The 13,938-nt window shown below is 60.5% G+C and carries 9 protein-coding genes; 5 read left to right on the forward strand and 4 right to left on the reverse strand.

The genetic code is table 11. From position 1 onward, the window contains the following. Positions 1 to 25: 25 nt before the first annotated feature. From NTU39_RS11055 to NTU39_RS11070, 4 genes are all read left to right on the forward strand, one after another. Complete coding sequence (locus NTU39_RS11055) at positions 26 to 1,186, forward strand: ATP phosphoribosyltransferase regulatory subunit (protein WP_150664933.1); 1,161 nt, start codon at positions 26 to 28, stop codon at positions 1,184 to 1,186. 73 nt (positions 1,187 to 1,259) lie between these two features. Beyond that, positions 1,260 to 2,600 carry an adenylosuccinate synthase gene (locus NTU39_RS11060; RefSeq protein ID WP_150664934.1) on the forward strand — a complete coding sequence of 447 codons (1,341 nt, stop codon included), beginning with the start codon at positions 1,260 to 1,262 and terminating at the stop codon, positions 2,598 to 2,600. Positions 2,601 to 2,626: 26 nt separating this feature from the next. Beyond that, complete coding sequence (locus tag NTU39_RS11065; protein WP_046291611.1) at positions 2,627 to 3,163, forward strand: phosphoribosyltransferase; 537 nt, start codon at positions 2,627 to 2,629, stop codon at positions 3,161 to 3,163. A gap of 278 nt (positions 3,164 to 3,441) precedes the next feature. Further along, positions 3,442 to 4,077 (forward strand): DUF4189 domain-containing protein, encoded by a 636-nt coding sequence (locus NTU39_RS11070; RefSeq protein ID WP_174984765.1) that lies wholly within the window; start codon positions 3,442 to 3,444, stop codon positions 4,075 to 4,077. A gap of 51 nt (positions 4,078 to 4,128) precedes the next feature. Here NTU39_RS11070 and NTU39_RS11075 read toward each other — a convergent pair whose 3' ends face one another. From NTU39_RS11075 to NTU39_RS11090, 4 genes are all read right to left on the reverse strand, one after another. After that, complete coding sequence (locus NTU39_RS11075) at positions 4,129 to 6,207, reverse strand: M3 family metallopeptidase (protein ID WP_257959821.1); 2,079 nt, start codon at positions 6,205 to 6,207, stop codon at positions 4,129 to 4,131. A gap of 362 nt (positions 6,208 to 6,569) precedes the next feature. Further along, entirely contained in the window at positions 6,570 to 7,421 is an 852-nt protein-coding gene (folD, locus tag NTU39_RS11080; protein WP_150664937.1) for a bifunctional methylenetetrahydrofolate dehydrogenase/methenyltetrahydrofolate cyclohydrolase FolD, read from the reverse strand. A gap of 299 nt (positions 7,422 to 7,720) precedes the next feature. After that, positions 7,721 to 8,368 carry a response regulator transcription factor gene (locus NTU39_RS11085; protein ID WP_039399048.1) on the reverse strand — a complete coding sequence of 216 codons (648 nt, stop codon included), beginning with the start codon at positions 8,366 to 8,368 and terminating at the stop codon, positions 7,721 to 7,723. Then, complete coding sequence (locus NTU39_RS11090) at positions 8,365 to 10,848, reverse strand: PAS domain-containing sensor histidine kinase (protein ID WP_224786829.1); 2,484 nt, start codon at positions 10,846 to 10,848, stop codon at positions 8,365 to 8,367. Before NTU39_RS11090 ends, NTU39_RS11085 begins: the two co-directional genes overlap by 4 nt. Before the next feature lie 342 nt (positions 10,849 to 11,190). Here NTU39_RS11090 and aceE point away from each other — a divergent pair, with 342 nt between their 5' ends. Then, on the forward strand, positions 11,191 to 13,878 hold the full coding sequence (gene aceE / locus NTU39_RS11095) for a pyruvate dehydrogenase (acetyl-transferring), homodimeric type (protein ID WP_150664938.1): 2,688 nt from the start codon (positions 11,191 to 11,193) through the stop codon (positions 13,876 to 13,878). Positions 13,879 to 13,938: the final 60 nt, after the last annotated feature.

Below are 13,938 nucleotides of genomic sequence, written 5' to 3' on the forward strand. Positions count from 1 at the left end.
GCGCCGTCTGAATTCCGAAATACCCATGCCGAACTGGCTACTTCCCGAAAATATCGCCGACGTGCTGCCGTCCGAGGCGCGCAAGATCGAAGATCTGCGCCGACTGATGCTCGATCGTTTCCGTACGTACGGCTATGAGCTCGTTATGCCGCCGATGCTCGAGTATGTCGAGTCGCTGCTGACCGGCACCGGCCACGACCTCGACCTGCGCACGTTCAAGCTCGTCGATCAGCTCTCGGGGCGCACGATGGGCCTGCGCGCCGACATCACCCCGCAGATCGCCCGTATCGACGCCCACTTGCTCAACCGCAAGGGCGTGACGCGTCTGTGCTATGCCGGTAGCGTGCTGTTCACCCGTCCGCGTAATTTGCTGGCGACCCGAGAGCCGTTTCAGATCGGCGCCGAAATCTTCGGTCATAGCGGTCTCGAGGCGGATCTCGAAATCCAGGAATTGCTGCTGTTCTGCCTGCAACTCGCCGGCCTGAAGCAGATTCGTATCGATCTTTGCCACGCTGGCGTGCTTGAGGCGCTGCTGGAAGGCGTGCCGGCTGCAGAAGCCATCGAAAGCCAGCTGTTCGGTGCATTGGCGACGAAGGATGTGCCTCAGTTGCAGGAATTGACGCGCGAACTGCCGGCGCACGTGCGCGACGCCTTGCTGAGTCTGACCACGTTGTATGGCGACCCGGCGGACACGCTGGAGCGCGCCCGTAAGGTCTTGCCGGATCTGCCGGGTGTGAAGGCCGCGCTGGACGATCTGGCTTATCTGGCGGCGTCGCAAAGCAAGGACGGTCCGGCCGTGCTGTCGATCGATCTGGCGGACTTGCGTGGCTATCAGTACCACAGCGGCGTGATGTTCGCGGCGTATGTCGACGGCATTCCCAACGCGATTGCACGCGGCGGGCGCTACGACAAAGTGGGGCAAGCGTTCGGGCGTGACCGCCCGGCGACCGGTTTTTCGCTCGATTTGCGTGAGTTGGCGGCAATTTCGCCGGTGGAAGCACGTAGTAACGCGATTTTGGCTCCTGCCGACGATGTGCCGGGCCTGCGCGTCAAGATCGACAGTCTGCGCGACGCGGGCGAAGTTGTGATCCGCATGCTGCCTGGGCACGATCAGGATTTCGAGGAGTTCACGGGAGACCGCGTCCTTGTCGAGAAAAATGGCCAGTGGGTTGTGACGCCCCGGTGAATTCGCTGAAAAAAGCGGCACTCCCCTGCGCCAACACGGGTAGAATACGTTTTTAACCAAACCAACTATTGTTATGTCCGGCAATGCTTTGAATCAGGGACGCAACGTCGTCGTTATCGGAACCCAATGGGGCGACGAAGGTAAGGGTAAGGTCGTCGACTGGCTGACCGATCACGCGCAAGGCGTGGTGCGTTTCCAGGGTGGCCACAATGCCGGACATACGCTCATCATCGGTGGCAAGAAGACGATTCTGCGCCTGATCCCGTCGGGCATCATGCACAAGGAAGTCACGTGCTACATCGGTAACGGTGTGGTGCTGTCGCCCGAAGCCCTGTTCAAGGAAATCGAAGAGCTCGAAAGCGCTGGCCTGAACGTTTGCGGCCGTCTGCGCATTTCCGAAGCCTGTACCCTGATTCTCCCGTACCACGTTGCCATCGACCAGGCGCGCGAAGCACGTCGCGGCGCGGGCAAGATCGGCACGACGGGTCGTGGCATTGGCCCGGCCTACGAAGACAAGGTTGGCCGCCGTGCACTGCGCGTGCAGGATCTGTTCGATCCGAAGGCGTTTGCTGAACGTCTGCGCGAAAACCTCGACTATCACAACTTCGTCCTGACACAGTATCTGGGCGCGCCGGCTGTCGACTTCCAGGAAACGCTGGACAAGATGCTCAGCTACGCCGAACGTCTGCGTCCGATGATTGCCGACGTGTCGCAGGAGCTTTACGCCGTTAATCGCGAAGGCAAGAAGCTGCTGTTCGAAGGTGCGCAAGGCACGTTGCTCGACATCGATCACGGTACGTATCCGTTCGTCACCAGCAGCAACTGCGTGGCAGGTGCTGCTTCGGCTGGCGCGGGTGTCGGTCCGCAACAACTCCACTATGTGCTCGGCATCACCAAGGCGTATTGCACGCGTGTTGGCGCCGGTCCGTTCCCGAGCGAACTGTACGACGCGGACAACCCCGCCCGTCAGGAAGCTATTGGCCTGCAACTCGCGACGGTGGGTAAGGAATTCGGTTCGGTTACGGGCCGTCCGCGCCGCACGGGCTGGATGGATGCGGCTGCGCTTAAGCGTTCGATTCAGATCAACGGTGTGACCGGTCTGTGCATGACGAAGCTCGACGTGCTCGATGGTCTCGAAACAGTGCGTCTGTGCGTCGGTTACAAGATCGACGGCAAGGCGATCGACATTCTGCCGCGCGGCGCGGTGGATGTGGCCCGCTGCGAGCCGGTCTACGAAGATTTCCCGGGCTGGACGCAGAGCACCGTTGGCGTGACGCAATGGGATCAACTCCCGGTTCAGGCGCAGAACTACCTGAAGCGTATCGAGGAAGTGAGCGGTATTCCGATCGATATGGTGTCGACCGGCCCGGATCGTGACGAAACGATCCTGCTGCGCCACCCGTTCAAGAACTAAAAACAGCACGACAAGCAAGACACACCATGAATCTGCCCCAAAACGACGATAAGAACCTCTGGGTCTCGTGGGACGAATATCATCGGCTGATCGAGCGTCTGGCGCTCAAGGTCCATGAGTCCAACTGGAAGTTCGACAAGATCCTGTGTCTGGCGCGTGGCGGCTTGCGTGTGGGCGACCAGCTCGCACGCATTTACGACGTGCCGCTTGCGATCCTGGCGACGAGTTCGTATCGCGAAGCCGAAGGCACCATTCGTGGTGACCTGGATATTGCTCAGTACATCACCATTACGCGCGGCGAGCTGGAAGGCCGTGTGCTGCTGGTCGACGATCTGGTCGATTCGGGGGTGACGCTCGAGCGCGTCGGCAAGCACCTGAAGGAGCGTTTCACGAAGGTGACGGACGTGCGCTCGGCCGTGCTTTGGCATAAGGCGTGTTCGAAGGTAGCGCCGGATTACGCAGTCGATTTCCTGCCTACGAACCCTTGGATTCATCAGCCGTTCGAGGAGTACGACACGCTGCGTCCGCACAATCTGGCGGCTTGGATCAAGCGCGGTACCTAAGTCGTTTCGACGCATCTGGCGCACCGTGAGGTGACGCCCCGCCCGAGGGAGACTTCGGGCGACACAGGCGGTGACATCGAAAGATGCACCGCCTGTTTTGTTTGGATCGCTGCATCCGCGGTTGATCCCCTTTGATTGGCCTTGGCCCCGGGGCTCACCCCTGCCTCAAGCGCAATAAGCTGGTAATTCCCCCTTTGATTGCCGCTTGTGTCCGTTTCGCCATGTGTTCTGATGGGGGCTCACACCACCCCTTGCAGGGCTTTTCGCGCCTTCTTGCCATGATCAGGTTGTTTCGCCTCTTTTCCGCGACGTGCGCGATTGTGCTTACGGGCCTGCTGGCCTCGCTGAGCCCGTCGAGTCTCGCGGCGTCTGCTGTGGCGGGCATCCACACGGCAAGCGGGCTTCGATACGTCTCCGTCACCAATCAGACGTCGATGGCGAAGGCCAAATTGGCGGCACTGAACCGATGCAGAACCCAACTCGCATCGGGAAGTCGAGGGGGGCGATGCGAAGTCCTGATGGCAGGTAATGGACCGGCCTACTGGGCGGTGGTGCATGCCAGTAATGGAGAGGTTGGAGTGGCGCTGGGCGACACGCAGGATTCTGCGCTGCAGGACGCCTTTGTCGTTTGCCAGCGCGGTGGACAGTGTTCGACGGACGGCGCACAAGTGTGGTTCGACATCGGTCAGCGTCCTGGGAAGCGCTTGCCGCCACCACAGGCCGCTCAGGCGGCCCCGGTTCAGTGTCGGATACCCACCGGGCAGGTGGTCCGCATGCGCACCCAATGTGTCAACGGTGAGTGCACGCGAACATATGAGAACGGCTGCACCATTCGCTTTCAGGCCGCGCGTTGCCTCGATAAGGAGACACACAGCTATGTTTGGCGGCCGAACGGTTGCGACGACGATAGCTGAGGACTGAAAGCCGACGCCCGTCGGCCCTCATTCCTCATGTGATGAGAGGCGTCAACTTGCCGACATTCCGCTGTGGCGCAGCAAAGCATCGACTTGCGGTGCGCGCCCCCGGAATGCGATGAACGACTCCATCGCCTCGCGGCTGCCACCCACGGCGAGAATCTCGTCGCGATAGCGTGCCCCCGTCGCAGTATCCAACACCGTGCCACTCACCTTGGCCGCTTCCTCGAAAGCGGCATAGGCGTCGGCCGACAGCACTTCAGCCCACTTGTAGCTGTAGTAGCCTGCAGCGTATCCGCCAGCGAAGATATGGCTAAACGTGTTCGGCCAGCGCGAGAAATCCACCTGCGGGGTGACGTGCAAACGATCGTTGATGCGTCGTGACACTTCAAGCACCGACTCCGGGCCACGCGGATCGAAGTCGTAATGCAGATGCATGTCAAAGTCCGAGAAGACCAGTTGGCGCAGCATCATCAGGCCGCTCTGGAAATTGCGTGCGGCGATCATCTTGTCGAACAGCGCGCGCGGCAGGGCGGCCCCCGTGTCGACATGCGCTGTCATGTGCTCGAGGACATCCCACTCCCAGCAGAAGTTCTCCATGAACTGCGACGGCAATTCCACGGCGTCCCACTCGACGCCATTGATGCCAGCAACACCAGCATCTTCGACTTGCGTCAGCATGTGATGCAGGCCGTGACCGAACTCGTGGAACAGCGTGATGACATCGTCGTGCGGCAGCAGGGCTGGCTTTTCTCCGACTGGGGCGGGGAAGTTGCAGACGAGGTAGGCGACTGGGGTTTGAAGTGCGCCGTCGTGCAGACGCTTGCGCGTGCGCGCGCTATCCATCCACGCACCGCCGCGTTTGCCTTCGCGCGCGAACAGGTCCATGTAAAACTGCGCAACCAGTTCGCCATTGCGTTCGATGCGGAAGAAACGCACGTCGGGATGCCACGTCTCAGCCTCTTGCGGACGAATCGTCACATCAAACAATGTGCCTGCAACTCGGAACAAGCCGTCGAGGACCTTCGGGAGCGGGAAATACTGACGCACTTCCGTTTCGGAAAAAGCGTACCGTTGCTGGCGCAGCTTTTCAGACGCGTATGCCGTATCCCAGGGCTGCAGCTTGTCGATGCCGAGCGACTTGGCCGCAAATGCCTGAAGCTCTTCCCAGTCCTTCTCGGCATACGGACGGGCACGGCGCGCAAGGTCTTCGAGGAATTCGAGCACTTGTGCGGGCGATTCGGCCATCTTCGGCTCAAGTGAGACTTCTGCGTAGTTCTTGAACCCGAGCATTTGCGCTTCTTCGCGACGCAGCGCGAGTTGCTCCACGACGATGCCGGTGTTGTCCCAGCCCGCGTCGCCGTCGCCGAACTTCGGTCCGAGTTCGGAGGCGCGTGTCACGTTCGCCCGATACAGCTTTTCGCGCAGGGCGCGATTGTCGGCGTATTGGAGCACAGGGAAGTACGACGGGAAGTGCAGTGTGAACTTCCAGCCTTCCACGCCATCTCGTTCGGCGGCGGCGCGTGCGGCCGCCTTGTCGTCGTCAGGCAGACCCGCGATCTCCGTTTCATCGGTCACGACGAGGGAGAACTTGTTGGTCGCATCAAGAACGTGATCGGAGAAGCTCTTCGCAAGGCCGGCCTGTTCTTCCTGAATCTCGGCAAATCGCGGCTTCTGATCTTCGGGGAGTTCTGCGCCGCCCAGGCGGAAGCCGCGCATTTCATTGTCCAGAATCTTCTTGCGAGCGGTCGATAGTCCGGCAAATTCCGGTCCGGCGGCAATCGACTTGTACTTGTCGAACAGCGCGAGATTCTGGCCGACACTGGCCGAAAACTCGGTGACACGCGGCAGATTTTCACTATAGGCGGCGCGCAGCTCGGGGGTGTCGGCGACTGCGTTCAGGTGTCCGATGATTTCCCAGGCGCGTCCAAGGCCTTCCGTGCCGTCTTCGACAGCGTCGAGGATATTGGCCCATGTCGCGGGTGTTGCGGGGTCGGCTGCGCGATCGACGGCCGCACGCGCCTGCTCCAGTAGCACATCGACGGCTGGCGTGACATGCTCAGGGCGAATTTCGGAAAAACGGGGGAGTCCCTCGATATCGAGAAGAGGATTGCTTTTCGGCGTATTCATGCGTTCGTTATCCACTTGAAGGGGCTTACGAAGAGTGTGGGGGCAACCTGTCGAATTTTCCAGTCGTTTTTTTCAACTGATGTCATTGACGTCGCCAACCGGGAATTGCGCGCAAAGCCTTAGTGGCATTGACTTGGCGGAGTCTTGCCGAGGCCGCGCGTTGATGCGGGGATCTGTTTTGTTACTCGGTGTAGACCGAGTTTTCGGGGGATTCCGACGTCCCGCTACGGTATCTCTCATCGGGGCCGCGTGGCGAGTGGCCCACGAATGAAGAGGGCGCGTACGACCCGTTGGCCGTACGCGCCCCATATGGCGTCGCTGCGTGAAAAACCGTCGCTTCTGGTCAACGGTCCACCTGGCGATCAGCCAAGCGCACGCTCCGCCGCTTCGATCGTGTTGACCAGCAACATGGTGATGGTCATCGGGCCCACGCCACCGGGCACCGGTGTGATGAACCCTGCGACTTCCTTGACGCCGTGGAAATCGACGTCGCCACAGAGCTTGCCTTCGTCGTCACGATTCATGCCGACGTCGATCACCGCGGCCCCCGGCTTGACCATATCGGCCGTAACGATATTGCGCTTGCCCACTGCGGCAACGATCACGTCGGCATTGCGCGTATGTGCGGCCAGATCGCGCGTCTTGCTGTTGCAGATGGTGACGGTAGCACCGGCCTGAAGCAGCATCATGGCCATGGGCTTGCCGACGATGTTCGACGCACCGATCACGACAGCGACGGCGCCACGCAGCGGGAACTCCACCGATTCGAGCATCTTCATGCAGCCGTAAGGCGTGCAGGGGCGGAACAGCGGTGCGCCCGTCATCAGCGCTCCGGCGTTCGAGACGTGGAAGCCGTCGACATCCTTTTCCGGCGCAATGGCTTCGAGCACCTTGTGGCTGTCGATGTGCTTCGGCAGCGGCAGTTGCACGAGAATGCCGTTGATCTTCGGATCGCGGTTCAGCTCATCGATTCGTGCGAGCAAATCGCTCTCGGTCAGATCCGCCGGGTACCGATCGAGCGACGAATACAGGCCATTGTCTTCGCAAGCCTTGACCTTGTTGCGCACGTAGACCTGGCTGGCTGGGTCCTCGCCGACCAAAACCACGGCGAGGCCGGGTTGATGGCCGCGGGCGGTGAGTGCAGCGGCGCGCGTGGCGACTTCGGCACGAATACGTTTGGCGAGGGCGTTGCCGTCGATGAGGGTGGCGGTCATGATGCGTGGATATCGTATGAAGGAAGGGGGCTGGCCCAAGGGGCCGTATACGGCGACGCAGGTCGGGCGGGCGACAAGCGCAAAGACCGTATTATACCGGCGCGCTGGGGCTCACGGGAGTGGGGCGCACGGCGTAACGCGTTAACGTCAGTGTTAGCGCAAGTGCTGTTGGCGAGGGGGAAGGACACACCCGAAGGGTGCGGCCGGTGATCGGTCGGTGGAGGGGCACCGAGCTGGGAATCAGCGCAGTGCCCGAAGGTTCGATACCCTGCACCTCCTGAGGTGCAGGGCGATCCGATTTATCGCTTGGACAGCGCCAGTCGGAGCAGATCGGCAACGGTGTTGACGTTGAGCTTCTCCATGATGTTGGCGCGGTGTGCTTCGACCGTCTTGATGCTGATGCCCAGATCGTCGGCAATCTGCTTGTTCAGGCGACCGGCGATGATGCGCTCGAGCACCTGGTGCTCACGGCTCGTCAGCTTCCTGAGCAGTTCTTCCGCAGCTTGCTGTTCGCGATGACGGCCAGCCTCTTCGCGAGCGGTTCTCAGCATGTTTTCGACCTGCTTGCGCAGTTCGCCCTCGTCGAACGGCTTTTCGATGAAGTCCGTCGCACCTTTCTTCATCGTTTCGACAGCCATCGGCACGTCGCCGTGGCCCGTCACGAAAATGATCGGCAGGTTGATGCCGCGCTCGATCAGGGCGTCCTGAAGCTCCAGTCCGCTCATGCCCGGCATGCGGACGTCGAGAATCAGGCAGCCAATCAGGTTGTTCGGGCGGTTGCTTTGCGTAACATCTGCGCAAAACTGCAGAAAATCGTCTGCACTGCCAAACCCTCGCACGTGATATCCATTGGCTTCCAGAAGCCAGCGAAGCGAGTCGCGGACAGCTTCGTCGTCATCGACAACAAAGACGGTTTCTTGATCGGTATTGATATTGGGTGTCGTCATAGTCCTCCCCCGGATCCGGATGTCGTATCGCTTTCTAACGGTAACAGAATACAAAAAGTACAACCATTCCGCACGCCGTCGATTTCATTGTTTTCTACCCACAGACGGCCGTGGTGCGATTCGATGATCGAACGGCAGATGTTCAGGCCCATGCCCATGCCGTCCGACTTGGTACTAAAGAACGGTTCAAACAATCGTTCGATAGTCGCTTCGTCAACCCCAGGTCCGTGATCGGACACCTGGAATTCAACAGATTTATCCCGCCGCTCCACATGCAAACGCACCGTCGGGTCGCGTCGTTGCCCCGGCGGGGGCGTGTAGCCGTGCATCGCTTCGGCGGCGTTCTTGAGCAGGTTCATGAGGACCTGCTCGATCAGCACCGGGTCGACGTTGATCTGTGGCAGTCCTGCCGGAAGCTCTGTGACGATACGAATTCGCCGCTTACGTGCTTCGATCTCCGCGAGGCCGACGGCATCCGCCACGATCTCATAAATGGATGACGGTTGTCGCTTCGGCTCGCTTCGTTTCACGAAGGCGCGAATCCGCTTGATGATCATCCCGGCCCGCACCGCCTGTTGAGACGTCTTTTCGAGCGCCGGCAGCAGTGTTTCAGGGGACGTGCGACCAGCTCGCACGAGGGCGGCCGTGCCCATACAGTAGTTGTTGATGGCCGCGAGCGGCTGATTCAGCTCGTGAGCCAGCGACGATGCCATTTCCCCCATCGTCGTCAGACGGCCGGTGAATTGCAGCCGCTCTTCTTCCTGGCGGGCCAGCTCTTCCGCATGACGGCGAGCTGTAATGTCCGTCGCCACTTGCAATTGCGCGAGATGACCGTCAACCCACTGAATGTACTGACGTCGGACTTCGAACCATTTCTGGTGCGTTGGCAGGTAAATTTCCTGCGTTTCCGCCGCTGTATCGGTCAGCGACGCTGCGGGCAGTCCGGCAAAAGCATCGACCATGTCGATGTGGTCGAGCGACGTCGGCGACAATTCGCCCCCACCCGACAGCTCGAGGTGGCCTTCGGGGCGCGTGCCGAACAGTTGCCGGTAATAGCGGTTGGCGAAGAGTAACTCTGCCTTGTCGACGGCCAGCACCGATACCGAGGCGTCGAGGCTTTCGAGCACCGTCGTGAACCGTTCGTGCGCAGCGGCGAGTTCTTCGCGGGCGCGTTTGGGCTCGCTGATGTCGGTCAGTGAGGACATCCAGCCGGTCTGGCGGCCGTGGGCATCGACCAGCGGCGAGACGAACATACGCGCGTAGAAAATCGTCCCGTCCTTGCGCTGTACCCGAATTTCGAAACCGTGCGACGGAGCCTTGCCGCGCAGCGTCATATCGATGCGGCGCTGCATTTCGTGAATATCGTCCTTCGGCCAGTACGGGTAGGGCGGCGCACGGTTCATGAGATCCGGCTCATCCCAGCCCGTCATACGGCAAAACGCGGGATTCACATAGGTGATGTGGCCCTGCAGGTCGAGGACTCGCATGCCGATCACGATTGAGTTCTCCATCGCCCGGCGGAACGACGTCTCATTAAACAGCGCCTGCTGCGCTTCGAATCGCTGGCGCGTGTGACGCCACAAACTCCAAAGACTCCAGAGCACGAAGCAGGACAACCCGGCGATCAGCCAGACCAGCGTGTTGTTGACGAAGTTGCCGACCGCCGGATACGAGTAGATGCGCACAGCAAGACTGTGGCCGGGCGGATCGAGTAACAACTCGTACGACACGTCGCGTGGCAGCGGTGGTCGAGTAGACGTCGTCGCCAGTTCGTTGTTGTGCGTGTCGATGAACGACACCTTGAACTTGTCGCCGAGTTCCTGGGGCAACTCGTGAATCAGCAGACCCTCGACGGAATACACCGCGCTGATCGTGCCGAGGAACTCGCGCTCGCGCAGTACGGGCACCTGAACGACGATGTAGCTGGCCCCCGAGGCGTCGTAGATCAGCGTGGAGTAGGCAGAGCGACGCGAGTCGCGCGCTGCGCGAAATGCCACCAACAGCTCGTCCTCCATGGGATGCTGGGCCGAGCCTTGTAGCCGCGAGGCGAAAGGGGAGTCCGCCGGAACGGCCCACTTCGGCCGTTGCGAGGCATCGAGCCAGTTCATGAAGACGATGTCTGCATGATTTTGCATCAGCTCGCTTGCCGTGTTCTGGAAGTGAGCCACGTCCTGAGGTTTGGCCGCCGTATCGCGGGCAAGGGAACTGATCTGGTCCTGAATGGCCAGCATATTGAGGCGGATCTGCTGCTGCGCCCACGCGACGTTTCGATAAAGCGTGTCCTGCTGCTGCTCCGTTTCGCGACGGTTCAGGCTCCACAGAATCAAACTCATCACCACCAGGAAGATCACAATGGAGACGAGCGGTACCAGCAAGTAGTAGTGCGACTCCGCAAACCCCTGCAACCAACGGTTGGAGCGGGCTGGCGTAGCAGCGGACCGGGACGGCGGGGATGAGTTTGCGAGGCGTGGCGAAAGCATGGCGAGATTGTAGCGCAGGCCGACCGGTTTCCCGCTGTCCGAGTCTGTCGCGCACTGCTTTTCGGAAGAGTCCGATCTTTTTGGTAAGACGGCCGCTTAAATCACCCTTGAGACCGATCGGTACATCCAAAAATCGTGATCTGATGGTGTCGGCAACCCATTGATTTTATGTGCAGTGCAGCAGATTTCCGCATTATGAAAATTGCTATCGTAATCTGAAATTTCGCTTGCGAAGGCGGGAATAACCTTCGTACAATGCCCCGGTAAAAATGCCGGTAGGCCCGTCCATGAAGCGGGTTACGACCATTACGCCAACCCGCTAACGACAGACAAGGAGACACCATGTCCGCCGTACCTGAAGAAGCCCTGAAGATCGTATCCCCTGCGGACGCCGATCCCCAAGAAACGCAAGAATGGCTGGCCTCGCTCGAAGGCGTGCTGGCTGCCGAAGGCCCGGAGCGCGCGCACTACCTGCTCGAAAAGCTGATCGAATTCGCCCGCATCAACGGCGAGCATCTGCCTTTCTCGGCAAATACCCCCTACATCAACACCATCCCCGTCGACCAGCAGGCCCGTATTCCGGGCGATCAGGACGTCGAGCACAAGATCCGCTCGTACACCCGCTGGAATGCGATCGCGATGGTGCTGCGTGCCGGTAAGGACACGAACGTCGGCGGTCACATCGCCTCGTTCGCCTCGGCCGCGACCCTCTACGACGTTGGTTTCAATCACTTCTGGCACGCTCCGTCCGACAAGCACGGTGGCGATCTGGTGTTCGTGCAGGGCCACTCGTCGCCGGGCGTGTACAGCCGCGCGTTCCTGCTGGGTCGTCTGGAAATGACGCAGCTCGAGAACTTCCGTCAGGAAGTGGACGGCGGCGGTCTGTCGTCGTACCCGCATCCGTGGCTGATGCCGGACTTCTGGCAGTTCCCGACGGTCTCGATGGGTCTGGGCCCGATCATGGCGATCTATCAGGCTCGCTTCATGAAGTACCTCGAGTCGCGCAACATCGTGAAGACCGAGGGCCGCAAGGTCTGGGCCTTCCTCGGCGACGGCGAGACGGACGAGCCGGAATCGCTGGGTGCGATCGGCATGGCTGGCCGTGAACAGCTCGACAACCTCGTGTTCGTGATCAACTGCAACCTGCAGCGCCTGGACGGCCCGGTACGCGGTAACGGCAAGATCATCCAGGAACTCGAATCGGAATTCCGTGGTGCTGGCTGGAACGTCATCAAGGTGGTCTGGGGCAGCCGTTGGGATTCGCTGCTTGCCCGCGACAAGCAGGGCCTGCTGATGAAGCGCATGATGGAATGCGTGGACGGCGAATATCAGACGTACAAGTCGAAGGACGGCGCGTTCGTTCGCGAGAACTTCTTCAACACCCCGGCTTTGAAGGCGATGGTTGCCGACTGGTCGGATGAAGACATCTGGGCGCTGAACCGTGGCGGCCACGATCCGCACAAGATCTACGCGGCCTATCATTCGGCCACGACGCACAAGGGTCAGCCGACCGTCATTCTGGCCAAGACCATCAAGGGCTACGGCATGGGCGAGGCCGGTCAGGCCATGAACATCACCCACCAGCAGAAGAAAATGCCGGTGGAGTCGCTCAAGAAATTCCGCGACCAGTTCAAGCTGCCGATCTCGGATGATCAGATCGCCGACGTGCCGTACATCAAGTTCGAGGAAGGTTCGAAGGAACTGGAATACATGCGCGCTCGCCGCATGGAGCTGGGTGGCTACCTGCCGCAACGCCGCACCAAGGCCGCTTCGCTGCCGGTGCCTGCGCTGAACGCATTCGACGCACTGCTCAAGGCAACCGCCGAAGGCCGTGAGATTTCGACGACGATGGCGTTCGTGCGTATTCTCAATGTGCTGCTCAAGGACAAGGCGCTGGGTCAGCGCATCGTGCCGATCGTGCCGGATGAGTCGCGCACGTTCGGTATGGAAGGCTTGTTCCGCCAGATCGGTATCTGGAGCCAGGTCGGCCAGCGTTACATTCCGCAAGATCAGGATCAACTGATGTTCTACAAGGAATCTGAGAGCGGTCAGATTCTGCAGGAAGGCATCAACGAAGCCGGCGGTATGTGCGACTGGATCGCTGCCGCAACGTCGTACTCGACGCACGGCGAGACGATGATCCCGTTCTACATCTTCTATTCGATGTTCGGTTTCCAGCGTATCGGCGATCTGGCCTGGGCCGCTGGCGACATGCGCGCGCGCGGTTTCCTGGTGGGCGGTACGGCCGGTCGTACGACGCTTAACGGCGAAGGTCTCCAGCACGAAGACGGTCACTCGTTGCTGTGGGCGTCGTCGATTCCGAATTGCCTGCCGTACGATCCGACGTTTGCCTACGAACTCGCCGTGATCGTTCAGGACGGTCTGCGCCGCATGGTGCAGGATCAGGAAGACGTGTACTACTACCTCACCGTGATGAACGAAAACTACGCACACCCGGCGATGCCGGAAGGCGTGGAGAACGACATCCTGAAGGGCATGTACGCGTTCCGTCGCGGCACGGACAACAGCAAGGCGCCGCGCGTGCAACTGCTGGGTTCGGGTACGATCTTCAACGAAGTGATCGCCGCTGCCGAAATGCTCAAGAACGACTGGGGCGTTGAATCGGATCTGTGGAGCTGCCCGAGCTTCACGGAGCTGGCTCGCGAAGGCAACGACGTGGCACGTCACAATCTGCTGCACCCGACCGAGACGGCTCGCCTGTCGCACGTTGAGAAGTGCCTGAACGATACGCGTGGTCCGGTCATTGCATCGACCGACTACATTCGTACGTATGCCGATCAGATCCGTCCGTTCGTTCGTGGCCGTTATGTCGTGCTCGGCACCGACGGTTATGGCCGTTCGGATACGCGCGAAAAGCTGCGTCACTTCTTCGAGGTGGATCGTAACTGGGTCACGGTTGCTGCGCTCAAGGCGCTGGCCGACGAAGGTACGCTGCCGGCCAGCAAGGTTGCCGAGGCGATTGCCAAGTACAACCTGGATCCGAACAAACCCAACCCGATGACCGTCTAAAGGCCGCTGCGTGCGGTGAGCGTGCCGGTCAGTCGCCCCCCAGCGACAGACCGGCGTGTG

The sequence above is a fragment of the Pandoraea commovens genome (genome assembly GCF_024704525.1).
Taxonomy (GTDB): domain Bacteria; phylum Pseudomonadota; class Gammaproteobacteria; order Burkholderiales; family Burkholderiaceae; genus Pandoraea; species Pandoraea commovens.